The organism is Nonomuraea cavernae (assembly GCF_014646355.1).
Taxonomy (GTDB): Bacteria; Actinomycetota; Actinomycetes; order Streptosporangiales; family Streptosporangiaceae; genus Nonomuraea; species Nonomuraea cavernae.
Genome location: NZ_BMNH01000023.1, coordinates 107,316 through 130,936, shown reverse-complemented (window position 1 = coordinate 130,936; position 23,621 = coordinate 107,316). Strand labels below are relative to the sequence as shown.

30 protein-coding genes, 2 tRNA genes and 1 pseudogene are annotated in these 23,621 nt (G+C 67.9%); 20 read left to right on the top strand and 13 right to left on the bottom strand.

Going from position 1 to position 23,621, the window contains the following annotated elements; translation table 11 throughout:
* Positions 1-121 precede the first annotated feature (121 nt).
* The 10 genes from IEY82_RS29165 (at position 122) to IEY82_RS29125 (ending at position 6,968) form a co-directional block, all read left to right on the top strand.
* Positions 122-451 (top strand): SCO3933 family regulatory protein, encoded by a 330-nt coding sequence (locus IEY82_RS29165; RefSeq protein WP_189127443.1) that lies wholly within the window; start codon positions 122-124, stop codon positions 449-451.
* Entirely contained in the window at positions 444-1,763 is a 1,320-nt protein-coding gene (locus IEY82_RS29160; RefSeq protein ID WP_189127442.1) for an FtsK/SpoIIIE domain-containing protein, read from the top strand. Before IEY82_RS29165 ends, IEY82_RS29160 begins: the two co-directional genes overlap by 8 nt.
* 16 nt (positions 1,764-1,779) lie before the next feature.
* Positions 1,780-2,436, top strand: coding sequence for a DUF2637 domain-containing protein (locus IEY82_RS29155; protein ID WP_189127441.1), 657 nt, complete (start codon positions 1,780-1,782; stop codon positions 2,434-2,436).
* 17 nt (positions 2,437-2,453) lie between these two features.
* Positions 2,454-2,795: a hypothetical protein gene (locus IEY82_RS29150; RefSeq protein ID WP_189127440.1), complete on the top strand. Its 342-nt coding sequence runs from the start codon at positions 2,454-2,456 to the stop codon at positions 2,793-2,795.
* A gap of 16 nt (positions 2,796-2,811) precedes the next feature.
* Positions 2,812-2,973, top strand: a complete 162-nt coding sequence (locus IEY82_RS29145; protein WP_189127439.1) for a hypothetical protein — start codon at positions 2,812-2,814, stop codon at positions 2,971-2,973.
* Positions 2,974-2,978: 5 nt separating this feature from the next.
* A complete protein-coding gene (locus IEY82_RS39990) occupies positions 2,979-3,101 on the top strand; it encodes a hypothetical protein (protein WP_263648705.1) in 123 nt (40 codons plus the stop codon).
* A 135-nt stretch (positions 3,102-3,236) separates the two neighbouring features.
* Positions 3,237-4,577 (top strand): replication initiator, encoded by a 1,341-nt coding sequence (locus IEY82_RS29140; protein WP_189127456.1) that lies wholly within the window; start codon positions 3,237-3,239, stop codon positions 4,575-4,577.
* Entirely contained in the window at positions 4,567-4,749 is a 183-nt protein-coding gene (locus IEY82_RS29135; protein ID WP_189127438.1) for a helix-turn-helix domain-containing protein, read from the top strand. The genes IEY82_RS29140 and IEY82_RS29135 overlap by 11 nt, the downstream gene beginning before the upstream one ends.
* Positions 4,749-5,990, top strand: a complete 1,242-nt coding sequence (locus IEY82_RS29130) for a site-specific integrase (RefSeq protein WP_225264045.1) — start codon at positions 4,749-4,751, stop codon at positions 5,988-5,990. The genes IEY82_RS29135 and IEY82_RS29130 overlap by 1 nt, the downstream gene beginning before the upstream one ends.
* 507 nt (positions 5,991-6,497) lie before the next feature.
* Complete coding sequence (locus IEY82_RS29125; RefSeq protein WP_189127437.1) at positions 6,498-6,968, top strand: hypothetical protein; 471 nt, start codon at positions 6,498-6,500, stop codon at positions 6,966-6,968.
* Between the two features lie 128 nt (positions 6,969-7,096).
* Here the strand turns inward: IEY82_RS29125 and IEY82_RS29120 are convergent.
* Both IEY82_RS29120 and IEY82_RS29115 read right to left on the bottom strand, forming a co-directional pair.
* Positions 7,097-7,169, bottom strand: a tRNA-Arg gene (locus IEY82_RS29120).
* A 56-nt stretch (positions 7,170-7,225) separates the two neighbouring features.
* Complete coding sequence (locus tag IEY82_RS29115; RefSeq protein WP_189127436.1) at positions 7,226-7,771, bottom strand: hypothetical protein; 546 nt, start codon at positions 7,769-7,771, stop codon at positions 7,226-7,228.
* Between the two features lie 134 nt (positions 7,772-7,905).
* On the opposite strand from IEY82_RS29115, the gene IEY82_RS29110 reads away from it, so the two are divergent.
* The 6 genes from IEY82_RS29110 to IEY82_RS29085 all read left to right on the top strand — a co-directional run bounded on the left by IEY82_RS29110 (position 7,906) and on the right by IEY82_RS29085 (position 12,999).
* A complete protein-coding gene (locus IEY82_RS29110; protein ID WP_225264043.1) occupies positions 7,906-9,051 on the top strand; it encodes a sensor histidine kinase in 1,146 nt (381 codons plus the stop codon).
* Positions 9,048-9,674, top strand: coding sequence for a response regulator (locus IEY82_RS29105; protein WP_189127434.1), 627 nt, complete (start codon positions 9,048-9,050; stop codon positions 9,672-9,674). Before IEY82_RS29110 ends, IEY82_RS29105 begins: the two co-directional genes overlap by 4 nt.
* Before the next feature lie 620 nt (positions 9,675-10,294).
* A complete protein-coding gene (locus IEY82_RS39485) occupies positions 10,295-10,474 on the top strand; it encodes a hypothetical protein (protein WP_225264042.1) in 180 nt (59 codons plus the stop codon).
* Between the two features lies 1 nt (position 10,475).
* Positions 10,476-11,207 (top strand): prolipoprotein diacylglyceryl transferase, encoded by a 732-nt coding sequence (locus IEY82_RS29095; RefSeq protein WP_225264040.1) that lies wholly within the window; start codon positions 10,476-10,478, stop codon positions 11,205-11,207.
* Positions 11,204-12,757: a radical SAM protein gene (locus tag IEY82_RS29090; RefSeq protein WP_189127432.1), complete on the top strand. Its 1,554-nt coding sequence runs from the start codon at positions 11,204-11,206 to the stop codon at positions 12,755-12,757. Before IEY82_RS29095 ends, IEY82_RS29090 begins: the two co-directional genes overlap by 4 nt.
* A complete protein-coding gene (locus IEY82_RS29085) occupies positions 12,754-12,999 on the top strand; it encodes a hypothetical protein (RefSeq protein WP_189127431.1) in 246 nt (81 codons plus the stop codon). Before IEY82_RS29090 ends, IEY82_RS29085 begins: the two co-directional genes overlap by 4 nt.
* Here IEY82_RS29085 and IEY82_RS29080 read toward each other — a convergent pair.
* The 5 genes and pseudogenes from IEY82_RS29080 to IEY82_RS40415 all read right to left on the bottom strand — a co-directional run.
* The gene (locus IEY82_RS29080) at positions 12,980-14,353 is read right to left on the bottom strand and encodes a hypothetical protein (protein ID WP_189127430.1); all 1,374 of its coding nucleotides are present in this window, start codon (positions 14,351-14,353) and stop codon (positions 12,980-12,982) included. The genes IEY82_RS29085 and IEY82_RS29080 overlap by 20 nt on opposite strands.
* Positions 14,350-14,826 (bottom strand): SigE family RNA polymerase sigma factor, encoded by a 477-nt coding sequence (locus IEY82_RS29075; RefSeq protein WP_189127429.1) that lies wholly within the window; start codon positions 14,824-14,826, stop codon positions 14,350-14,352. The genes IEY82_RS29080 and IEY82_RS29075 overlap by 4 nt, the downstream gene beginning before the upstream one ends.
* A 54-nt stretch (positions 14,827-14,880) precedes the next feature.
* Positions 14,881-15,339 carry a MaoC family dehydratase gene (locus IEY82_RS39480; protein ID WP_225264052.1) on the bottom strand — a complete coding sequence of 153 codons (459 nt, stop codon included), beginning with the start codon at positions 15,337-15,339 and terminating at the stop codon, positions 14,881-14,883.
* An 11-nt stretch (positions 15,340-15,350) separates the two neighbouring features.
* Positions 15,351-15,614, bottom strand: a complete 264-nt coding sequence (locus tag IEY82_RS39475) for a hypothetical protein (RefSeq protein ID WP_225264053.1) — start codon at positions 15,612-15,614, stop codon at positions 15,351-15,353.
* Between the two features lie 193 nt (positions 15,615-15,807).
* A pseudogene (locus tag IEY82_RS40415) lies at positions 15,808-15,909 on the bottom strand (sigma factor); the annotation flags it as partial.
* Between the two features lie 290 nt (positions 15,910-16,199).
* Here IEY82_RS40415 and IEY82_RS29065 point away from each other — a divergent pair.
* The gene (locus IEY82_RS29065; RefSeq protein ID WP_189127427.1) at positions 16,200-17,381 is read left to right on the top strand and encodes an ATP-binding protein; all 1,182 of its coding nucleotides are present in this window, start codon (positions 16,200-16,202) and stop codon (positions 17,379-17,381) included.
* 103 nt (positions 17,382-17,484) lie between these two features.
* On the opposite strand, the gene IEY82_RS29060 is transcribed toward IEY82_RS29065, so the two are convergent.
* Together IEY82_RS29060 and IEY82_RS29055 are read right to left on the bottom strand one after the other, a co-directional pair.
* Entirely contained in the window at positions 17,485-18,279 is a 795-nt protein-coding gene (locus IEY82_RS29060) for a MauE/DoxX family redox-associated membrane protein (protein WP_225264038.1), read from the bottom strand.
* Positions 18,280-18,284: 5 nt separating this feature from the next.
* Positions 18,285-19,232 (bottom strand): hypothetical protein, encoded by a 948-nt coding sequence (locus IEY82_RS29055; protein WP_189127425.1) that lies wholly within the window; start codon positions 19,230-19,232, stop codon positions 18,285-18,287.
* A gap of 214 nt (positions 19,233-19,446) precedes the next feature.
* Between IEY82_RS29055 and IEY82_RS29050 the strand changes: the two genes are divergently transcribed.
* Positions 19,447-19,971 (top strand): SigE family RNA polymerase sigma factor, encoded by a 525-nt coding sequence (locus IEY82_RS29050; RefSeq protein ID WP_189127424.1) that lies wholly within the window; start codon positions 19,447-19,449, stop codon positions 19,969-19,971.
* Here the strand turns inward: IEY82_RS29050 and IEY82_RS29045 are convergent.
* Entirely contained in the window at positions 19,910-20,422 is a 513-nt protein-coding gene (locus tag IEY82_RS29045; RefSeq protein WP_189127423.1) for a MarR family winged helix-turn-helix transcriptional regulator, read from the bottom strand. The genes IEY82_RS29050 and IEY82_RS29045 overlap by 62 nt on opposite strands.
* Positions 20,423-20,516: 94 nt before the next feature.
* Between IEY82_RS29045 and IEY82_RS29040 the strand changes: the two genes are divergently transcribed.
* Entirely contained in the window at positions 20,517-21,080 is a 564-nt protein-coding gene (locus IEY82_RS29040) for a YceI family protein (protein ID WP_189127422.1), read from the top strand.
* Positions 21,081-21,227: 147 nt separating this feature from the next.
* Positions 21,228-21,316, top strand: a tRNA-Ser gene (locus IEY82_RS29035).
* A 91-nt stretch (positions 21,317-21,407) separates the two neighbouring features.
* On the opposite strand, the gene IEY82_RS29030 is transcribed toward IEY82_RS29035, so the two are convergent.
* The 3 genes from IEY82_RS29030 to IEY82_RS29020 all read right to left on the bottom strand — a co-directional run bounded on the left by IEY82_RS29030 (position 21,408) and on the right by IEY82_RS29020 (position 23,608).
* Complete coding sequence (locus tag IEY82_RS29030; protein WP_189127421.1) at positions 21,408-21,971, bottom strand: dihydrofolate reductase family protein; 564 nt, start codon at positions 21,969-21,971, stop codon at positions 21,408-21,410.
* 139 nt (positions 21,972-22,110) lie between these two features.
* A complete protein-coding gene (locus IEY82_RS29025) occupies positions 22,111-22,734 on the bottom strand; it encodes a hypothetical protein (protein ID WP_189127420.1) in 624 nt (207 codons plus the stop codon).
* 217 nt (positions 22,735-22,951) lie between these two features.
* Positions 22,952-23,608: a hypothetical protein gene (locus IEY82_RS29020; protein ID WP_189127419.1), complete on the bottom strand. Its 657-nt coding sequence runs from the start codon at positions 23,606-23,608 to the stop codon at positions 22,952-22,954.
* Positions 23,609-23,621: the final 13 nt, after the last annotated feature.

Genomic DNA, 23,621 nt, shown 5'->3' with positions numbered 1-23,621 from the left:
CCCGGCCGGTGTTCTTGACCATCGCGTCAATCTCACCACACCAAGACAGCCATGCCAACATTGACAACTGAGCCAACTAGGTTAACTATGTTGGCTACGACGAAAGAGGAGGTCACCACCCATGCGTTCCGTCCCGATCCCTGTGGATGTCAGCAAGCTCGCCATCACCTGCGTCAAGGCCCCGCGCCCACGCGTGCTCAACCGCGACACCGGCGAGATCAAGACCGACAAGAACGGCAACACCGTCTACGAGGTCACCGTCTCGATCGAGGACGAGTTCGGCCGGATCGAACTCGTCAAGATCGGCACCACTGGCGAACCGCCCATCACCACCGGCGACACCGTCACCGCCGTCGGCCTGCTCGGCTACGTCTGGGAGATCGCCGGCCGGTGGGGCATCGCCTACCGCGCCTCGGCCCTGCTCCCAGCGCGGGAGGCCGCCGATGTCTGACGCGCTCATCGTGCTCGCAGCCTTGGCCGCCATCGCGGCCGGGCTGCAGGCCTGGCGCCACCTGCACTACCCCTCCTTCTGGCTCGCCATCGGCTTCCCACTCACCGCCGCCTCCGTCCGCGCCTCTTGGAGGCGCGTCGCGCTCGGCTGCAACCTGACCAAGAAGCGGCAACGCTGGTGGTTCACCACCGTCCCCGGCGCGATCGCCTCCACCGGCCTGGTCAAAGTCCGCCGCCGCTTCCAGCGGGTCGCCGTCGACACCAAACCGTTCATGTGGCTGCCGCTGCCGACCCGGCACGGCTGGCGGGTCACCCTGCACACCCTGGAAGGCCAGACCCCCGGCGACTACGCCGACGCCGCCGAACGCCTCGCCCACTCCTGGGGCGTCCACGTTGTGCGTGTCTCCTCACCCCGGCCCGGCCGCGTCGTGCTGATGGCGACCATGCGTGACCCGCTGGTCAAGGTGAACGAGCTGCCGCCCTCACCCGACCTGCTGAAGGTGACGGTCGGTCGGCTGGAGACCGGCCAGCCATGGACCATCGACTTCCGCACCGTGCCGCACTGGCTCAACGCCGGGGCGACGCAATCCGGCAAGTCCAACCTGGCCAACGCCTTGATTGTCGGCCTGGCCCCGCAGCCCGTGGCGCTGGTCGGGTTCGACCTCAAAGGCGGGGTGGAGTTCACGCCGTACGCGCCGCGGCTGTCGGCGCTGGCCACCTCCCGGATCGAGTCCGTCAGCCTGCTGGCCGATCTGGTCGCCCTGATGATCGACCGGATGGGGTTGTGCCGTCAGGCGTCCGCCCGCAACATTTGGCAACTCCCGCCCGCTCTGCGGCCGGTGCCGGTCGTGGTCCTGGTCGACGAGCTGGCCGAGCTCTACCTGATGGCCGACAAGTCAGAGAAGGACGAGATCGCCAAAACCTCCACCGCGCTGCTGCGGGTCGCCCAGCTTGGGCGGGCGTTCGGCATCTACCTGTTCTGCTGCGGCCAAAGGATCGGCTCCGACCTCGGACCCGGCGTCACCGCCCTGCGGGCGCAGTGCTCGGGACGGATCTGCCACCGGGTCAACGACCCGGAGACCGCGACCATGACGCTCGGCGACCTCGACCCGGCCGCCCTGGCCTCGGCTCGCGCCATCGCCGCCGAGACACCCGGCGTCGCGATCGTCGCCGGACAGGACGGCCAGTGGTATCGCGCCCGCTCCTTCTACGTCAGCGAGCAAACCGCCGAACAAGCAGCCGCCGCCCATGCTCACCTCGCTCCGTCCTGGGACGAGATCACCGCCCACCTGCCCGAATCCATCACCGCCTGAGAAAGGGGGTGCAACGATGCGACGCTTCGCCTGCCGGCTGCTCGACACCGGCCCGGTCCTCGTCCTGGCCGCCATCGCGGGTGCCGGATCGTTCACCCACATCCGCCAGACCGCCACCGAGCACGGCCAGACCGGCTGGATGTCCTGGGCCATCGCCGTCTGCATCGACCTGACCTGCGTCATGGCCGCCCGCGAACGCCAACGCGACAAGAACACCGGCAAAGGCCGGCGGAGCAAAGTGTCGTGGCCCGTGCTCGTACTGACCGGCGGCATCGTCCTGTCCCTGGCCGCCAACCTCGCCCAAGCCGCCCCGACCGTCTGGGGCTGGATCACCGCCGCCACCCCAGCCGCCGCCTTCCTCATCGCCATCTCAATGCTGGAACGCCGCGCCACCCGTCCCGAACCGTCCACCGCCTCGGCGGCCTCGTCCGCGCCCGTCCTGGCCTCGTCCCCGGTCCCGGAAGCCGTCCTGCACGACGGCTCGGACGAGGACGACGCTCAGGACGAGCAAGACGGGAACCTCGCGCCCGCGCTCGTCGCCTTCGCCCGCCGAGTCGCCGACGAACACCACGCCCGACACGGCAGCCCCATCACCCGCGACGCACTACGCGCCCACCTGGGCGTATCCGACCAACTCGCCTCCGACCTGCTACGCACCCTGCGCACCGCCTGACCAGAAGGGAGACACCGATGCCCCACGACCACCGCGCCGCCCTCATCAACGGCCTGCTGGAGCTGGCCGCGTTCCTGAAGGACCACCCGGACCTGCCCGTCTCCAAGAGCCTCACCCTGCACCACTTCTCACGCCACGACAGCGACGCCGAACAGTGCGCCGAGATCGACCAGATCGCCGCACGCATCGGTTCTGTCATCGACCAGAAAGAGATCCCGTACGGCCACTACGCCACCTCACGGCGCTTCGGCCCCGTCGAATACCGCGCCGTAGCCATCCTCGCCGCCGCCCGCGCCCGCCACCGCGCCGAGGAAAGCTACCGCGGCTGCATCCAACCCGACCCGGCACCCGCCACCTGACCAGAAGGGACCGATCATGCGCATCCGCATCGACGGCACCCGAGCCGAAATCGTCGACGCCCTGTTCCGCCTGCGCCTGCACTTCACCGTCTACGCCGTCTCCCGCGCCTACCCCGACCGCGCCCACCCCCACCACTGGCGCATCTACCTCACCACCCGACCACGCGAAAACAGGTGAAGGCCATGCCCGAAAGCCTGCCGGTGATCCGCTACCGCTGCTGCACCTGCAACGGCACCGGAATCGACACCGACAACGCCCGCTGCCACGACTGCGACGGCACCGGCATCGACAACAACGGCGCCTAACCGCGCAGCGCCCCCGGCCTGGCCGCACATCCGCCAAGACACACGCCAGGTCGAGGGCCATCCCTCCACCCGAACGAGTGAAAGGAGGTCTCCATCTTGCCCACAACCCACACCAACACGCACGCCAAAGCGGGCATGATCGCCCGACTCAACCACCCCGACTACGACCGCTGGGCATCCCAAATCCGCGCCACCGGCGGCTGCCGCCAGCCCATCCACCTACGCGGGAAGATCGAGCACTACGACCGCGCCACCGGGGCTCTCCTGCACCGCTACACCACCAAGCATGAGCCCGACGGCATCCTGCGCGTCCCGTGCAAGACCCGCCGCGCCACCCGCTGCCCCGCCTGTGCCGAGACCTACCGAGCAGACACCTACCACCTCATCCGCGCGGGCCTGATCGGCGGCAAGGGCGTCCCCGACACCGTCACCGCTCATCCGACGCTGTTCGTCACCCTGACCGCCCCGTCCTTCGGCGCGGTACACACTCGCCGCGAGCACGGCGGCAGCGTCCAGCCCTGCCACGCCCGTCGCAACGCCGGCACCTGCCCACACGGCCAAGTCATGTCCTGCACCACCCGGCACAGCGCGGACGATCCCCGCCTGGGCGAACCGCTCTGCCCCGACTGCTACGACTACACCGGCAGCGTCCTGTTCAACGCCCTCGCGCCGCTGCTGTGGAAGCGCTTCGCCGACTCCGTACGCCGCCACCTCGCCAAGGCCGGCGGCCTGGCCCTCAAGAACCTGCGCCACCACCTGACTCTCTCCTTCGCCAAGGTCGCCGAATACCAGCGGCGCGGGGTCGTCCACCTCCACGCCGTCATCCGCCTCGACGGCCCCGGCGGCCCCGCCATGCCGCCCCCGGCCTGGGCCACCGCCGACACCCTCACCCAAGCCGTCCAGCACGCGGCACGAGCCGTCACCGCCACCGCACCCGCCCACAAGGACCAGTCCGAACGCGCTTTTCGCTGGGGAAGTCAGCTCGACATCCGCCCCATCACCCTGACCGGCGACCTCACCGAACAAGCCGTCGCCGGTTACATCGCCAAGTACGCCACTAAGGCCGCCGAATGCGTCGGCACCCTGGATCGCCGCATCAACCCCCTCGACAACCTCGACGCCTTCAACCTTCGCGATCACCCCAAGCGGCTCATCGCCGAATGCATGCGACTCGGCGCCCTGCCGGAACTGACCGAACTCCGCCTCACGAACTGGGCCCACATGCTCGGCTTCCGGGGCCACTTCTCCACGAGGTCCCGCCGTTACTCCACCACGCTTGGCGCCCTCCGAGCAGCCCGCCAACACCACACCCGCGACACAGACATCACCACCGGCCGCCTCCCCCTCTTCGACGAAGACACCATCCTCGTCATCAGCGAATGGCAGTACGCAGGCAAGGGCCACTCCGCCGGAGACCAACTCCTCGCCGCAGCCATCACCGGAACTCGCCTCGAACGGAGTCCTCATGAGCTGTGAGCTCATGACGGTCCCTGAGGCGATGGCCGTCCTCAAGGTCAGCCGCTGGACCCTCTACAACCTGATCCGCTCCGGCGACATCGCGTCCATCCTCGTCGGGACCCGCTGCCGCCGCATCCCGGTCTCAGCCCTCGACACCTACGTCGCCCGGCTATGTGAGGAGGTCGCCTGATGGGCAAGCGCTCGAACGGGGAAGGCTCGATCTTCCCCTACAAAGGCGGCTGGGCGGGCTACGTCTGGGTCACCACCCCGGACGGCAAGCGCACCCGCAAGTGGGCGTACGGCAAGACCCGTGAGGAGACCCACGAGAAGTGGCTCGACCTCCACGAGCAGTCCCGCAAGGGACCGGCGCCGACGAAGAACCCCACCATGACCGCCTACCTGTCCCGCTGGCTGGAAGAAGTGATCAAGCCCAACCGGGAGCCGACGACCTACGTCGCCTACGAGCCACTCGTCCGGCTCTACATCGTCCCCGGCCTGGGCAAGAAGCGCCTGGACAAGCTGACCGTCCGCGACGTGCAGACTTGGCTGAACACCCTGCCCACCCTCTGCACCTGCTGCGATCAAAAGAAGGATCACAAGCGGCCCGAGCACAAGCGGCGGTGCTGCTCAATCGGTAAATGCTGCAAGGGCTACCCGTCCCGCAGCACCATCGCGGGCATCCGCCGCGTCCTGCGCTCCGCCCTTGGTCACGCTCTGCGGGAAGAACTGATCTCGAAGAACGTCGCATCGCTCACCACGCTGCCAAGCCCCAGCACGACCAAGAAGAAGCGGCAGCACGTGGTGTGGACGGTCGACGAGGCCCGCAAGTTCCTCGAACACCTGCGAGCGGTCGACGACCCGCTCTACGCGGCATACGTCCTCATCCTCGTCCTGGGCCTGCGCCGCGGGGAGGTCCTCGGCCTGGCCTGGGACTGCGTAGACCTCGGCGGCGAACAACTCTGGATCTCCCGTCAGCTCACCAGGGTCGGCGGCCAGCTTCTTCACCGCGAGACGACCAAGACAGACGACTCGACGGCCTCCCTCCCCCTGTTCGGCCTCTGCGTCTCAGCACTCCGTCACCGCCGGCGCGTCCAAGAGGAGGCACGAAGGGCGGCCGGAGACAGCTGGAAGCCCTCGGACCTGACGTTCACCACCCGGACCGGCACACCGATCGAACCCCGCAACTTCAACCGCGCCTTCGAAACCCACTGCCGCAACGCGGGCGTCCCACGCATCCGCGTCCACGACACCCGCCACACCTGCGCCTCTCTCTTGGCCGCCCTCGACGTCCACCCGCGCGTCGCGATGCGCATCCTGCGGCACTCGCAGATCTCGATGACCATGGACGTCTACACACAAATCCCCAACCCCGAAACCCGTAAGGCGCTTGATCGACTCAACCAAAGTCTTGACTTCTCAAACGAGACATAATCGATTTTGCATTACCCCAAAGGCCCTTAGGGATCATCCTAAAGGGCCTTTTAGCGTGCGCGACGTCTTCTCATGTCTGAAGAGACAGACAGACCTGGCCACTGCGATCATTTCGCAATTGGCAGTTCGTGATTTAAAAGAAATGGGGCTTCCGATTGGTCGCTCGGTCGCTGTCGTGTCGAACGAATCGGAGGGCGTATAGTGCACCCGAAAAATTGCGAAAGCGCCGAAGGGCACTCTTGCAAATGTGCGTGTGGCGGGGTAGAGCATGGCTGGTCCAACAGTCTCAAGCTGGCTCGCGATCCATCCCCTGTCCCTCGTCAAAAGGCGAGAGACCGCTGCGACTCCAGATGGGCGAGGGCTCTGCCTTCCGAGGGACGGCCGAAGCCTTCCAAGGCGCGGCAGGCTGCCACGGACACCGCAAAAGTAGACCTTGCTGACTGGTTATCCGAGAATCCAAAAACCATCGAACACATCCAGGAAGTTGGCGATATCCTCGTCTGCTCTGTGATCACAAAGTTGGACGAGGGGTTCGGTGGCGACGACCCACGAGGGGCCAGAAAACGAATCAATGATCATCTATGGTGCGATCTTCTCGTAGCGATGGCCGATGCCATAAAGAGGTTTGAAAAAGCCATGGACCGAATACCGGAGTACGTGACGACGATCATCATGCAGTCTCGCGAGGCCGAGGATCGTAAGCCCTTCCTAGAAGCACTGGTGCGCCTCGCCGTGCGAGCTGCTTGGGAGCCCATTAAGAAGATGGTCGAAGCTACTGGGGCCCCGGAGATCCAACGGGCATGCCAGATCCTCGCCGTACTGATCTGCCCGGCACCCGAGAAGCACAAAGCCGTCCGGGCCGGGGCCCTGCGTCCCTTGGCGGATGAGGGTCTACTGGCGATCAGCAAGGAGCGACTTGCGCAAGTCTTCCCCGCGGACTGGGTTCGCCGTCTACAGGAGGGCTTCGGCGACGTCTGAACAGAGCGGCCGGAAGGTACGAGCCGCGTTAGGAGATCGCCTGTGTGAGCCCGCGTTGCTGTACAAGGCTGCTGTACGAGCACGAAAAAGGCCCTTCGGGATCATCCCGGAGGGCCTTTGACCTGCTGTGCGGCCGGAGGTACTCGAAACCCCAACCTTCTGATCCGTAGTCAGATGCTCTATCCATTGAGCTACGGCCGCTTGCTGCTAGACAAGCATAGCGGGTCTGAGGTGGTGCCTCGAACCAGTTGTGGCAATCACGACTCGGCGGACTCCGTCTTGCTCGGCCAGAGGGTGTGGCTCACCGGCCAGAGCATGGCGATCAACGGCACCTTGAGCAGGCCGTACATGAAGGTGATCAGTGGTTCGGTACGGGCGGGGTCGTTCACGAGCCAGACCAGACCGAACACGATGAGCCAGGCGATCCCGTACGCCAACAGGATGCGGAACCAGAAACGCCACTCGTAACGGGCGCGGGCCATGCCGCCGGCCGGGGGTTTCCAGGGCGGAGGGCCGCCGGCGAAGCGGTGACGGAACTTGGCGTCGGCCCAGCGGATGGTGCTGTGGCCGAAGACGATGGAGTACGCCAGGTAGGCGGCCGCGAGGCCGTGTCTGAGGTCGGCCACGGCGCCCCCGCGCATGTCGATGACGGAGGCGACCAGCAGGACGACGTCGAGCAACGGCACGCTGAGGAGCAGGGCGGTGCTGAGCTTGCGGCGGTTCCACAGATAACGGGAGGCCAGGCCCAGGCCGAGCAGGACCCAGAAGCCGACCTCGCAGCCGATCAGGATGGCGACGATCACGTATCCCATCGTTTCGCCCCCGAGGCCGGGTCACATCCTCAGGGGAAACGAACCTGTGGATACATCGAAGGGTGTATCCACAGGTTGCCCTCCGGATGAGGACCGCACGGACCGGCGATGGTGGGATGGGGAGCATGAAACGCATGGCGCCGGTGGCCGGGCTGGCTTTCGTTCTGGGCGTGCTGCTCATCCTGGCCGGCGCCTATACCCCCCGTGGCGTGCCCGAGTGGATGCTGGTGGTGCCGCTGGCCTTCACCTGCGCGGGGGTTCTGGTGCGGCGGCGGGCGCCGATGTGGTCGCTCGGGCTGGGGGTCGTCGGCGTCGCGATGGACCTGGTCGTGGGGCCTTCGCTCGCCACGGTCCTGGTGTTCACCGACAACATCTACGCCGCCGCTCTGTACGGACCCGCCCGGTTCTCCCGGTGGCTGCTCGGTGGCGCCAGTGTGCTGGCGGTGTTGACCGGTGCGGTGCTGGGGTTCATCACGAGTGACTGGCGAATATTCGCGGGCATGGGCATTCAGGCGGGATTGGTGCTGATCGTGCCGGTGACGTCGGCGATGATCGTGCGCCAGCACCGCGACCAGGCGGCCGCCGAGCGGGCGCGGGCCGAGCAGGTGGCCCGGCTGGCCGAGCTCGACCGGCAGACGGCGATCACCGCCGAGCGCACGCGGATGGCTCGCGAGCTGCACGACATGATCGCCAACTACTTCAGTGCCATCGCCATCCAGTCCACGGCCGCGCTCTCGCGTAAGGACCTCGACCGGGCGACCGTCCAGAAGATCATGGAGTCCGTACGGGAGAACAGCGTGAGGGGCTTGGCCGAGATGCGCACGATGATCGGACTGCTGCGCCACGAGGGTGACGAGACCGAGGCGACCCGGCCGCGACTGGCCGACGCGGAGTCCCTGGCCGACCGGTCGCGCGAGGCCGGGATGGCCACCGAGATCCGCGTGGACGGTGAGCTCCGGGACCTGCCTACCCCGGTCGACCTGGCGGCCTACCGCATCCTGCAGGAGGCGCTGACGAACGCCCTCAAACACGGCGAGCAACCGGCCACGGTCGCCATCGCCTACGAGCCACACGGGGTCACGCTGACCGTCGACAATCCGGTCAACGGCCGTAAGGCGGGGTTACCCGGCGCGGGGGCCGGGCTGATCGGCATGAAGGAGCGGGCCATGCTGGTCGGGGGCACGTTCGAGGCGGGTCCGCGGGAGGACGGATGGCGGGTCCACACCACGTTGCCCACGTCCGCGGTCAGCACGTCCCTGGAGGTGGGATGACGATCAGGGTGCTGGTCGCCGACGATCACGCGGCCGTCCGGGCGGGGATCGTGCTGATCCTCGGCGGGGCCGGCGACATCGAGGTGGTCGGGGAGGCCGCCGACGGCGAGCAGGCGGTGGCGGTGGCGCGGGAGACGCGCCCCGATGTGGTGCTGATGGACGTTCGCATGCCCAGGCTCGACGGCATCTCGGCCACGCGCGAGCTGGCCGGGGTGACCGACGTGCTGATCCTGACCACGTTCGACGTCGACGAGTACGTGTTCGGCGCGCTGCGTGCGGGGGCGGCGGGGTTCCTGCTGAAGAACACCGACGCCGACACGCTCGTCGGGGCGGTGCGACTCGTGGCCAGGGGTGACGGCCTCATCTCGCCCTCGGTGACCCGGCGGTTGATCTCTGCCTTCGCCGGGCAGGCGCCACGCCGGGAGCCGCCGGATATATCCGTCCTGACGCCGCGCGAGCGGGAGGTGCTGGCGTGCGTCGGGCGCGGGTTGTCCAACGCCGAGATCGCCAAGGAGCTCGACATGGCCGAGGCCACCACCAAGACGCACGTCAGCCGGGTGCTCGGCAAGCTGGGGCTGAGGAGTCGGGTTCAGGCCGCGATCTACTACTCCGAAGGGATGTGACCGCCTCTGATGTCCGTCGACCCACTTCGTCTCTCGTGGATGTCCGGGAGGCGGCCTGCGAGGTGCGTCCTTGCCGGAAGCCGTACGAACACGGATCTGTTCATACAACCGCAATCGCCACCGCCTAGCCTGGCTTCGATCAGGGGGTACGAAAGATGACCACACCGCCACATGACCCACCACCGGGTGCTGACGGATGGCCGCCGCCGGCTGGTGAGAGTGGACCGCCGCCGGGTCAAAGGCCACCGCCCGGTCAAGGGCCACCGCCGGGTCAAAGGCCAGCGCCGGGCCAAGGGCCACCGCCTGGTCAAAGGCCAGCGCCGAGCCAAGGGCTGCCGCCCGGTCAAGGGCCAGCGCCGAGCCAAGGGCTGCCGCCCGGTCAAGGGCCAGCGCCGAGCCAAGGGCTGCCGCCCGGTCAAGGGCCGCCGCCCGGCCATGGTGCGTGGCCGGGGGCCGGCCAAGGAGGATGGGGGCCACCGCCGCCACCGCCGCAGAGCGGGTCGACCGGCACGATCATCGGGCTGGCCTTCGCAGGGATCGCCGTCTACAGCGTCATCAACATCGTCCTCGCCTTCGTCGTCCTCGCCCTCGCCTCCAACTCCGGTGCGTCGAGCGCGGCGGTGGTCGGCGTCGGCGCGGCGGTGTTGGCGTTAATCGGCCTGGGCACGGGCGCGGGCCTGCTGTTCGTGCGCAAGCCGTGGGCCACCGGCGCGGGCCTGGGCCTGATGATCGGCTGGGCGCTCTGGTCGATCGTCTCGGCTGGTTACTGCACCGGCCTCAACCCGGGCCTGTATGCCTGACATGCCACTCCATGAGGTCTTCGTCGGGCTGGGGGTGCTGGTCGCCGCGGTGGTGTTCGTCCGCGAGGCCCGGCGCCGGGGCGCGCTGAACGAGCAATCGCTGATCGCGGTCACGGGCGCGCTGGTCGGCGGGGCCATCGGCATGCGGCTGGCCGGCTGGCTGGAGACGCTCAACCTGTCGGACCTGTGGCTGTACGGCTCGCGCAGCATCCTCGGCGGCCTGACGGGCGCGTACGTGGGCGTGCTGGTCGCGAAGCGGATCATCGGCTACCGCGAGCGCACGGGTGACCTGTTCGCCCCGGCGGTGGCGCTCGGCATGGCGGTGGGCCGGATCGGCTGCCATCTGACCGAGGCACCGGGCCGGCCGACGGGGTTGCCGTGGGGGGTGTACGCGCCGGCGTCGACGCCCGAGTGTCCAGGCTGCCTGGTGGGCCAGGCCATGCATCCGTCGTTCATCTACGAGATCGTCTTCCACCTGGCCGCGTTCGCCGCGCTGGTGTGGGCGCGCAAGCGGCTCACGCGCCCGGGGGAGCTGTTCACGCTCTACCTGGCGGCGTACGCCGGGTTCCGTTTTCTGGTGGAGTTCACCCGGGCGAACGAGACCGTCTGGCTCGATCTCACCCGGCCGCAGTGGTTCCTGGTGCCCGGTGTGCTGCTGCTGGGGCTCAGGGTGGCGTACGGCTGGCGGCGCGGCTACTACGATGCCCTGTTCGAGCGGAAGGTCATGACATGAGTACAGGGATGGGGCTGCGGGGCGACCGCATCCTCAGGTACGTCAACGCGTTCTGCCCGCACTGCCACGGCCGGGATCTCGACCGGGTCGAGCGGCTGAGCGGCTATCTGGTGGCGCGCGGGGACCGGGTGTGGCTGGAGCGCGGGTGCCGCGAGCACGGTCTGGTGCGGACGTTGTACGACGAGGATCCGGAGATCCTGGCGTACCTGGAGGAATGGACCGCGCCCACCAAGCAGCACGTGCCCGATGTGGCGGGCAACTGGCTGCCCGTGCCGAGCGCGTACCTCCAGGGGTTGCCTGAGATGCAGACGCAGCACACCTGCATTCTGCTGGAGGACATCGCGGAGGCGTGCAACCTGCGATGCCCCACCTGCTTCGCCGGGAGTTCGCCCGATCTGAGCGGCATCGTGCCGGTCAGCGAAGTGCTCGCGAACGTCGACCAGCGCCTGGCCCGCGAGAACGGCCGGCTCGACGTGCTCATGCTGAGCGGCGGTGAGCCGACCCTGCACCCCGAGCTGAAGACACTCCTCGCCGAGCTCCAACGGCGTCCGATCACTCGTATCCTGATCAACACCAACGGCGTGCTCATCGCCCGCGACGACTCCCTGCTCGACCTGCTGACCGCGCATCGCGAGCGGGTCGAGGTCTACTTGCAGTACGACGGGAGCTCGGCCGAGGCGTCGAAGCATCACCGGGGTGGTGACCTGCGCAGGCTCAAGGCGCAGGCCGTACAACGGCTGTCGGAGCGGGAGATCTTCACCACGCTGGTGATGACCGCGGCGCTGGGCGTCAACGACGGCGAGATCGGCGACGTCGTGCGGCTGGCGCTCGACACTCCGTTCGTCGGCGGGGTGTCGTTGCAGCCGCAGTTCGGCTCGGGCAGGTCGGAGCCGATCGACGCGATGGACCGGCTCACCCACACGGGGGTGCTCAAGCGGCTCGGCCCGCAGACCGACGGCCTGGTGACCTGGCGCGATCTCACCGCGCTGCCGTGCTCCCATCCGCACTGCTGCTCGGTGGGCTACCTGATCCGCGACGACTCGGGGCAGTGGCGCTCGCTGACGGCGCTGATCGGTCATGACCGGCTCAAGGCCAACCTGGGCCTGGTCTCCAACCGCATCGCCGACACCGAGATCCCGCGCGAGCTGCGGCTGGCCGTACAGGAGTCGCTGCTCGGGCTGCTGTCGGAGCAGTCGTCTCTGTCGCATCCGCAGATCGGCGACCTGTGGCGCGACATCTGTGAAAACTGCGATCTGGGCGTCGCCACCCTGCTCACGCTGGCCTCCTCGGCGCTGCCGGGCAGGCGCAGGAAGCTGCGCCGGATGCTGGGCGAGCGGGTGGTGCGTCTGACGGTCAAGCCGTTCATGGACATCTCGACCATGATCGAGGAACGGCTCACGCAGTGCTGTGTGCACGTCGGCACGCGGGCCGCGCAGGATCAGTGCGCGCCGTTCTGCGCGGTGCATGCGTGGCCGCAACTGTCGGCGCAGCGGCTGTCCGCTGTCGCCTCGGAGCCTCGGGTACGAATGCCGCTCGAGGTGATCCCGTGAAGGCCGAGCCGTACGATCCGCTTCGGTTGTGCGTGTACGCCACGATCGCGCTGCTTGCCTGGTTGCTGGGGCCGTGGGCGTTGCTCGGGTTCGCCGGGCTGGGGTTCGCGGGCTACTGGAAGGCGCGACGAGCCGGGCTGACCCGGAGCAAATGCCTGCTCAGGGACACCCGGCTCGTGCTGGCCTATCTGGGGCTGCTCGCGCTGGTGGCAGTGGCGGCGATCATCCACTCCCTGCTGTGACGGCCAGCAGGTTGAGCACGGTGAGCTCCTTGCCGCCGCCCTTCCTCCTGGTCACGCAGACCTGGCCGTCTTGGCGGCTGATGCCCACCACGTCCGCCGTCATGGGCGGCTCGGTCGTCCCGCACGTCTCCTCCGACCTCTCGTCCTCGTCCCAGTAGACGATCGTGGTGGGCGAGGACGAGGTGCCCGCGCCGAAGCCGCCTCCGCCGTTCGGCTGTACCCGGCTGATTCCGCCGGCCAGACCGGTCACCGCGTCGTAGACGACGGCCGAGGGGAGGTAGCGCGTCGCCGGGTCACCACCGAGGGGCGCGTCGAGCAGCGCGAACCGGTCACCGAGGATCCGGCCTCCGCCGAAGAACCTCAACCCTTCCGGCAGGAGCCGGCTGTCGGAGCCGTCGAGCCGTTGCATGACCGTACGTTCGCCTCGCACACCGAAGCACCATTCGGGGCCGCAGGTCAGTTCGGTGGTCCCGGTCTCCGCCTGGACGTCGGTCGCGGTGCCGGTCTCCAGGTCGACCACGCGGCTCTGGTTCTTCCGGTCAGACTCGCCTGGGGCGTACGCCACCGCCAGCGGCCAGGAGACCAGGTGCAGCCCGTCGGTGCCGTCGATGCGCTCGGCGGGACCGCCGGTCAGCGGCATGCGGTAGACGCCCCCCTTCCGGAGGGACCAGACGAGGGAGTCGTCCGTGACGCCGACCTTCTCGACGTGCGACAGCTCACCGGTCACCTTCCCCACGCGCCGGGCCGTGCCCCCCTCTCGCGGCATAATCCAGAAATCTGCCCACTTGTCAGGCTTGTTGGGTGTTTCGCCGTACCAGACGAAGTACTTCTCCCCCACGTCGACGGCCTGGACGAAGTAGCCCTTCACTCCGTCGGGAGCGGGCATGTCGCCCACCACCCGGGTCTTCCCGGTCGAGGCGTCGAACACCTCAAGGCGTCCCGCCTTCTCGAAGGACGACTCCGCGGCCAGCAACACCTCGGTCGCACTGAGGCCGGTCACCGGGCGATACCGCCAACCGTCAGCCGCCTTGGCGGGCATCTTGAAGGCGGCGCCGGGCCACACCTCGGCCGCCCGCTTGAGCTGCGGTAGCGGACGCTCGTCCCTGGGCGGGCCGGTGGCCACGGTGACGGCCGGCTCCATCCGCTCACCCGTACCGGTCAACACAGCGGTGGTGCCGCCCGCCACGACCACCACCGCCGCGGCGGCCAGCGCCACCTGCATGCGCTGCACGCGCTGCCTGACCCGCCGCGTCCGGCGCCGGGCGGCGACCGCGCCCGCCAGCCCCACCACGGGTTGCCCGGCCTGGTCGGCCGCCGTGCGCAACGTACGGATCAGGTCGTCTTCGCTTCTCATCGCGCCTCCTGCAGCACTCGCTTGATCCGGAGCTTGTCCAGGGCACGGGCGGCCTGGCTGCGCACCGTCCCGCGGGAGACGCCGAGAATTTCCGCGATCTTCTCGTCGGAGAGGTCCTCGTAGTAGCGCAGCACCAGCACGGCCCGCATCTTGCGAGGCAGCTGCTGAAGCTCGGCCCACAGGTCGGCGTCGCCGTAGTGGTCGAACCTGCCTCCCTCGGGCACGGTGGCCACCAGATCCTCCCGGTGCCGCCGCCGCCACGCGGTGATGTGCAGCCGGACCATCGTGGTGCGCACGTACCCCTCGGGGTCGTCCTTCTTCCGGACGCGGGGCCAGGCGTCACCCAGACGGGCCAGCGCCTCCTGAACGAGATCGGCGGCGTCCTCCGAGTTGCCGGCCAGTACGTAGCCGTACCGGAGGAGCGCATCACCCCGGGCTCGGACGAACTCGTCGAAATCAGCCGTGTTATCCACGAACCCAAGGACCGCCGGGCGGGTGCTTCTGTTGCACGCCTGAGCGAAGTGGTCCTACTCGGCGGGCACGTACAGGCTGAGCGTCTCGGCCACGCAGGCCGGCCGCTTCTCGCCCTCGACCTCGATCGTCAGCTTCAGGTTGGACAGGTAGCCGGCCGGGGTGCCCTTGACGTCGGACAGCTCGCCGGTGGCCCGGATGCGCGCGCCGACCGGCACCGGCCTCGGGAACCGAACCTTGTTGAGGCCGTAGTTGACGCCCATGGCGATGCCCTTGACCTCGATGAGCTCCATCATGAACGAGGGCAGCATCGACAGGCTCAGGTAGCCGTGGGCGATCGTGCCGCCGAACGGCCCGTCCTTGGCGCGTTCGACGTCGACGTGGATCCACTGGTGGTCGTCGGTGGCGTCGGCGAAGAGGTTGACCTGCTCCTGAGTGACGGTGCGCCACTCGGTGGGGCCGAACGTCTCACCGACGGCCGACTTGAGCTCCTGTACGTTGGCAAAGGTCCGCATGGTCCGGAACGCTATTGGGCGGGCGGCACGGCTGCCAAGTTCAGCACCCAGTACCTGTCCGGCTTGTCGGCCTTGGTGGTGCCCCAGTAGAGGATCGGGTTCGGCTCTGAGTACCTGCCCCCGCCGTACAACTGGTCGATGAAGATCAATTTGTTGGTCTCCAGGTCGTACACGCCCAAGTCCGCCAGCAGGAAACGGTCGAGAATCGGGTACGGCTGCCTCACGGAGTAGAGCAACACGGAGCGCGGAGTTCCGGCCCCGTTGACGCGGTACACGAACCTCCCCCAGGTGGCGCAGGACCAGCACGGTGCGCTGTTTCCGCGGCAGCGTCGCCAGCTCCTTCCACAGCTCGCCGAAGGAGTGGCTGTCGCTGTAGGAGCCCTCGGGCACGTCGTCCGTGAGCTGCTCCCGCCGCCGCCTGCGCCACCAGCTGATGTGCTGGCGGGCCATGGTGGTGCGAACGTACGCCTCGGGGCTGTCCTTGTTGCGGACACGGTCCCAGGTGTCGCTCAACCGGAGCAGCGCCTCCTGCACCAGATCGGCCGCGTCGTCGGCGTTGCCGCTGAGCACGTAGCCGTATCGGAGCAGCGCGGAACCCCTGGCTCTGACGAAATCCTCGAACTCCACATCCCAGAGACGTCCGAGCGGGGCGATCTGTTGCGAAGATCTTTACTCGAAAGCATCGCATACCTGTTCGAGTCCGCGCTACAGTTCTGGGTACCGAATCGAACAGAGGTTCGGCCAGGTGAGAGGGGGTGTGTCCGGTGACGGTGATGGCGACCGCGCCCGCTCGGACACGCCGTAGCTCTTTCTTCCCAAATCTAAGACGGCCGCTATATCCGGCAATAAAGTCCGAGAGCGTGGACCCTGTGCGCAATCCCTACGCCCCCGGTGCCGGGCAGCGTCCGCCGGAGCTGGCCGGGCGTGATCGTGAGCTCCAGCAGTTCGAGGTCGTGCTCGAACGAGTCGCCCGTGGCCGGCCCGAGCGGAGCATGGTCGTCACCGGCCTGCGCGGCGTGGGCAAGACCGTCCTGCTCAACACCTTCAAGTCCATGGCGATGCAGCGGCTGTGGGGCACGGGCAAGATCGAGGCCCGGCCCGACCAGTCGATTCGCCGTCCCGTCGCCGCCGCCCTGCACATGGCGATCCGCGAGCTGGCTCCTCGCCATCGCGCGCCCGAGCGCATCGAGGAGTTCCTCGGCGTGCTCAAGGCGTTCGCGATGCGCGATCCGGCCGCCGCCAAGGGCACCTCGCACTGGTCGCCCGGCATCGAGGTGCCGGCCAGCCGAGGCCGGGCCGACTCCGGCGACCTGGAGATCGACCTCACCGAGCTGTTCGTCGACGCGGCGAGCGTGGCCACCGATCTGGGCGTCGGCATCGCGCTGTTCATCGACGAGATGCAGGACGTGCAGGCCGCCGACGTCTCCGCGCTCTGCGCGGCCTGCCACGAGCTGTCACAGTCGGGCGGGCCGCTGATCGTGGTGGGGGCGGGGCTGCCGCACCTGCCGAGCGTGCTTTCGGCCAGCAAGAGCTACTCGGAGCGGCTCTTCCGCTACGCCCGCATCGACAAGCTCGACCGTGACGCGGCCGACCTCGCGCTGATCCTGCCGGCCCGCGAGGAGGAGGTCGAGTTCACCCAGGACGCCCTCGACGCGCTGTACGAGGCGGCCGACGGCTACCCCTACTTCGTCCAGGCCTACGGCAAGGTCGCCTGGGACCTGGCGCCGCGCAGTCCGATCACGCTCGACGACGTCAAGGTGTCGGCGCCCGAGGCGGAGGAGGAGCTCGCGGTGGGCTTCTTCGGCAGCCGCTACGAGCGGGCGACTCCAGCCGAGCGCGACTACATGCACGCCATGGCGCAGATCGGTGACGAGCCGGTCCCCACGGCCGAGGTGGCCGATGCCCTGGGCCGCAAGCCGTCGAGTCTGTCCCCCGCCCGCGACAGCCTCATCAAGAAGGGGCTCATCTACAGCGCCGAGCGCGGGCTGATCGCGTTCACCGTGCCGCACTTCGGGAGGTTCCTGCGTGCCCAACCGATCTGACCGGCACCCCTAGTCCTCTATTGGGCTGTCTAGTGGGGAAGCTAGATAGCCCAATAGAGTCATATCACCATGCCCGTCGAGGGGGATCTAAGGCTCTCTAGCCCTACGCCGATACAGGCGTATACACCGGCAGAGCGTCGCTGTCCTCTCCGCTGACCACGGCCACCCGCACCGCCGGGCGGCGTCCGCTGAGGTAGACCGCGAAGACGACGTCGTCCCGGTCCTGGTTCCGGAAGACGAAGAAGCGCCAGCAGAGCTCGCGCCAACTGTCGTACGGGTCGGTCGTGGTCAGCTGGTCACGGTGCGCCCGCCAGGCGCCGCTGGCCCGGAGCCTCGACAGCATGACGCTCTCGGCCGGTGCCGGGCGCTGCTCGCACGGCGCGCGATAACGCACCCGGTCGATCAGCTCCTCGATCTCCGGGGACATCACGGCGAGGGCGACCAGCCCGGCGGCGATGAGCGGCCATGGCGGATCGGCGAACACCGCCACCCCGGGCACCTCGGCCCACACCGCCATGCCCGCCATGCCGGTGAGCACGATCGTCCTGCCGACCGACCTGCGCCCCACGGGCGCCGCGCTGATCTCGCCGAAGCACCCACACCCAGCGTCGGGTCTCCGCCTGCGCAGCTCCAGCAGCACGTACGTGGAGAGCGCGAAGAACGCCACCGCGCCCCACCGGAAGATCGGATGGGCGGTGAGCAACAACCCGGTGGCGAGCACCAGCTCCCCCAGGGCACAGCCGAGCAGCGCCGGACCCTGCATCCGCGCCGGCACGAGGACCGCCGGCCCCAGCTTGGAGAACGAGCCGGGCTCGCCGCCCGAGGACACCGTGATCACCTTGGCGACCGTCCCGAGAACGAGCACCGCGATCAGAACCGGCAGCTGCGATGCCAGCACGAACGTCACCCCAATCCGATCTGCACGTTGAAGCACCCCTTGACCAGTTCGCCCCCGAGTTCGATGTAGGACGACGGCGACAGCTCGACGATCCGCCCCCGCTCGGACGTGCCGCACTCGACGCAACGATCGCAGAACCGGCCGGCCACGCAACCACAGGTCACGATCGGCAGATTCGCCGTCCGGTCCGTACAGGAGTTCCTGATCTGGAGCAGAGACCCCAGAGCGAGGTACGGCAGACCCGCGCACGACACACCCGCGTCGGGGCAGGCGGCGTCGGCTCGTTCCAGCATGGGGTAGGCGAGGCCGCGTTCCTCCTCGTCGAAGGCGTCGGACCAGGTGGCGGTGCCGGAGATGCGCGGCTGGACGCCGGCGTAGGCGGGCGGCGCGGGCGGCACGGCACGGGCGGGATAGGTGGGCTGCGAGGTCGCGGGCAGCAGTGCCAGCGTCGTGCCGTCCTGCCTGATCCCGATCGCGTCGAAGAGGTAACCCGGCTCCAACTGCGGGTGCCGCACCTGCAGGCGGCCGGTGGCCCGGTAGGGGATGACGACGGTCCGGCGGCCCCGGTGCGGCCCGCAGTGCAGCTCGACCACCAGGTCCTTACGGCCCTCGACGGACAGGATGGTGCCGGTGATCCGCACGATGTCGGCCCAGACCCGTTCGACCACCTTCCGTTCGCGCGACGTCCGCATGATCACCCTGGCACCCACGGGCAGGTCGGCGGGCGTGACCTCGGCCCCGCGCCAGATCGTGGCCCACGGCGCGATGATCAGCCGATCCGTCCGGCCGTCGGGCCGCTCGATGGTCATGAGATGCGGGCTGACGTCGAGAATCGTGCCCGTGACCGCGTGCAGCGGATCGCCGCTGCCCGGGTCGGGACCGGGGACGCCCACCTCGCGGCCCAGCGCCGCCGCCGCGAGCACCCGGCGGCGTTCGATGCTCGGATACGCCATCAGCCCTCCCCTGTCGTTAACAGATTCACACGACTCAGCTCCCCTATGTGGCGTACACCACATAGGGGAGCAAAATACGCATCCCCCGGAGAAGGAGATGACATCCGGCGGCGAACAATCCGCCACCGACCTTGACCTACCTTTATCGTCGGTAAGCCGAATCCTGGATTGCGGTTCAGCCGTTACAGAGCATCGGGCTGCGATTCTGGCCACGATGCAGACCGCCAGTGAGGAAGAGGAGTTCCGCGCGTACGTTCAGGCCCGCGGACCTGCTCTGCTGCGCGCGGCTCACCAGCTGACCGGGCATCCGCTGGACGCGGAGGATCTCCTGCAGAACGCCCTGACCAAGACCTATCTCGCATGGGATCGCATTCAGGATCGGGGCGCGCTTGACGGTTACGTGAAGCGGGCGATGGTCAACATCAACATCTCGCAGTGGCGGCGGCGGAAGGTGGAGGAGTATCCCTCCGAGGAGTTGCCGGAGGTCACCTGCGAGAGCGAGGCACAGGGCGAAGTGCACGAGCAGCTCGACCAGGCGCTGAGCAACCTGCCCGCCCGCATGCGGGCCGCGATCGTCCTGCGCTACTACGAGGACCTGAGCGAACGGGAGATCGCCAGGACCCTGGGCATCAGCGTGGGCACGGTCAAGAGCACGGTGTCCCGGGCGATGGCCAAGCTCAGGGGCGAACTGGGGACAGAGACTCAGCCTGCGGCCGAGATTCGGCCGCCCCAGCCGTAGCGCACGGACGTACGACGTCCCTGATCCTGCGCAGGATCCCCAGGAAGAACTCGAGCTCCTCCTCGGCGAGCAACCCGGTGAAGCACGTGTCGATGTCGGACAGATGGTGGGGCAGCACCGTGGCGAGCCGGTCGCGCCCGGCCTCGGTGAGCGTGGCGTAGGAGGCGCGGCGGTCGGTGGGGCAGGCCACGCGGGCGAGCAGGCCGTCACGTTCGAGACGGTCGACGACCCTGGTCACGCCGCTGGTGGACAGGCCGGTCTGGGCCGCGAGGTCAGTCATCCGCAACCGCTCCCCCGGGGAACGACTCAGGCGGATCAGCGTCTCGAAGTCGATGTCGGACAAGCCGGCCGCGACGAGCGCCGGCTGCATCCTGCCATTAAGGCCTGCGTGGACCTCTGACAGCAGACCTATGGCCGTCAGGCGGGGATCGTCGATGGGGAGCACGCTCATACTGTAACCGACGCTAGTTGACGTGGGGAATATTCCTCGTGTAGACATTTGTTAAATCAACTGTCCACCTAGCAAGCTTCTGAAGGAGAGCCCCATGAGCACCCGCACCTGGGAAGGCCTGACCGTTCCCGCCCCCGGCACCTACGCCCTCGACGTGGTTCACACGCGCATCGGGTTCGTGGTCAAGCACATGATGGTCAGCAAGGTGCGTGGAAACTTCACGGACTTCAGCGGTTCCGTGACGATCGCCGAGAACCCGCTGGAGTCGTCCGCCGAGCTTACGATCAAGACGGCGAGCATCGATACCCACGCCGGCGACCGCGACAATCACCTGCGCAGCGACGACTTCCTGTCGGTCGAGAAGTACCCCGAGATCACCTTCAGGAGCACCCGCGTCGTCGAGCACTCGGGCGACGAGTTCACGGTGGTCGGTGACCTCACGATCCGCGACGTCACCAGGGAGGTCGAGCTCAACGTCGAGTACGGCGGCGCCGGCACCAACCCCTGGGGCCAGGCGCTCTGGGGCTTCTCCATCAACACCGAGTTCGACCGCGAGGACTTCGGCCTGACCTGGAACCAGACCCTGGAGACCGGCGGCGTCCTGGTGGGCAAGAAGGTCAAGATCGAGATCGAGGGTGAGGCCAACCCGGCCGCATGACCTCCGCGCCCCGCGCGCCGCTCGTCAGGAGTTGTCCACAGGCCGCCATCCACAGGCTGTGGATAACTCCTGGCAAGGACGCGCGGGGCAACCGCTTTGCCGCCTCGGCAGAAGGCCGGTACGCTGTCCTGAGCCGCGTGGCTACCAGGAGGATTCGCCTAGTCAGGTCTATGGCGCCGCACTGCTAATGCGGTTTGGTGGCAACACCATCCGGGGTTCAAATCCCCGATCCTCCGCAGCTGAAAGGCCCTCTCCCAGATCTCGGGAGGGGGCCTTTGCGATCTTTGAGTGCGTGACTGCCGCTCGTTGTGCATGTCGGCCGCCGGGTCAGCGGTGTCGCCGGTACTGCAGATATACGATCCCGTTGCTGGAGGCGGTGCTGGAGACCAGGTCGAGCTGGGAGGACTTGGGGACACCGTCGAACAGCCGGGTGCCCTCGCCCGCAACATAGGGGAACATGCTCAGCTGGAACTCGTCGATCAGATCGAGCCGCATGAGCGACCGCCAGAGGCTGACGCCGCCCCAGACCACGATGTGGCCGTCGCCGCCCAGCCTGAGCTTGTCGATCTCTCCTGTCGTGTCACCAGCGGCGATAGTGGTGTTGGCCCAGTCGGCCGTCTTCAGGGTCCGGGAGAAGACGACCTTGCGCCCGGTGTTCAGGATGTCGGCGAACGGGTGGTCGGTGGACGTTGTCATGGCCCCGGCGATGCTCTCGTAGGCGGTGCGGCCCATGAGGTGCGCGTACGCGCCCTGGAGAAAGTCGAGGTGTGCCCGGTCGTCGGGCTGACGGTTTTCGGGCAGGCCGAAGCAGAATTTCCAGAACTCGGTGCCCTCGTCGGCGAGGAAGCCGTCGAGGGAGTAGTTGAACACTGTCGCTATCAGCTTCCGCATGATCAGAACTCCGTGGTCTCGGGTCCTCCGGGGACCGTGCTTGTGGGGGGGAACATGCGTGTCCCGGGCCGCAGCGCTCGCGTGGCCGCGGCGTCTGTGGCCTGTCGCCGATGCTTTAGACGACACCGCCGCCCGGAAGTCATCGTTCGAGAGGGCCGTTGATTTCGAAGTTCTCGTCGAGAATGGCGATGAGGCGGTCGGCGGCTCGCGGGCTGGTCTCGCCTGCCCATTGGCGGACGAGGCCGAGGAAGCCCTGTAGTCGCAGGTGCACCGCAGTCAGGAGTGCGGGCAGGTCGTCGAGCTGGACCTCCACCTCATACCGTGGCGAAGGTGGCGAACCCGGGCCTGACTCCTGCCTGAGCCGGACGGCTCCGGCGATGTATTCGAGATCAGTGTTGGGATCGTGCCCGAGCCAGATGCCCTTCTTGTGCAGCAGGTTGCGCCACTCTCGCCAGTTCTCCAGGCCACAACAGCACCCCGGCCGGATCTCGGCCTTGGTGGCCGTGTCCCTGACCCTCAGCCCGCCCGGGGCAAGAAGCGCTTCAGCATCGGCCAGATGTCGGTCCAGCAGATGGTGGAGATCGTTGATCGGCGCGGTCGGGATTTCGCCATAGCAGAAGATGATCGCCATCGCGGTGCCGACCTCGGCTGGGCTCATCTGGCCGGAGAGGGCAAGGACGCCATCTTCGGCGGGTGCTGCGATCGGCCAAGCGGTGAAGTCGGCCGTTCCGTCAGTCTCCAGAACGGCGTCGATACGGATCATGTCCATGATTATCGTGGCGGTCAGTTCACTGCCGATCAGCCCTGTTGCTCATGCCTCGCCTGATGCACTAGGCAGCGAGAATGACGTCGACGGTGCAGCTCAACGCGAGGGCCGCATAGGCGCCGGGTTTGCATGGGCCGACCACGAACAATCTTCATCATGCGATTTGGCGAGAGCGAGCAGTTCGAAGGTAGGTGCCCGGCCTCGACGTGGCGGCTCACTGAAAGTGTTCGAGCTGCCCCTGGGCGAACGAGCGGACCTCCTCGTCCTCCACGGTGGCCGCGTGGGCCAAAAGGTCGGCGTCACCCGCGGCGGCCGCCGCTGCGAACAGCCGGGCCACCCGATCGTTGCCTTCGAGCCGGACGAGGACGTCACGCGGATCGAACTCTTCCGTCTCCAGACGGACCAGCCACTCGGTCAGCTCCTTGAGCTGAACGTCTTCCAGGCATGCCGCTCCGGCGGACAGTTGCTCGGTCGAGGCGGTGGCCAGGAAGCCGAGGACCTTCCACCGGACGGCCTCGTCGGGGTCCCGGGTCAAGGTGAGCGTCTGGGCGATGATGGGACCGTCCTGGGCGTCGCCGTTCATCAGCACGGCGTCGATCGTGTAGAACCGGACCCGGGGGAGCGGATGGGCGAGGAGCTCCGGGACCTCGGCCATCAGAGGACCGGCGAGATCGCCCAGCTCCGACAGCAGCCAGGCTCCCGTCTGCACGGCCTTGTCGTCGCCGCTGTGGAGAAGCCTGCCGAGGTTCTCCACGGAGTAGCCCGTGAAAAACTCGTCCAGCAGGTCGTTGGCTGCCGGGCCCAGAACGTCATCGTCGGCTGAATGCGTGAGGATGGTCCCTATCAGATCATCGCCTGCTTGCGTCTGCATTAGCTCTCCCCCG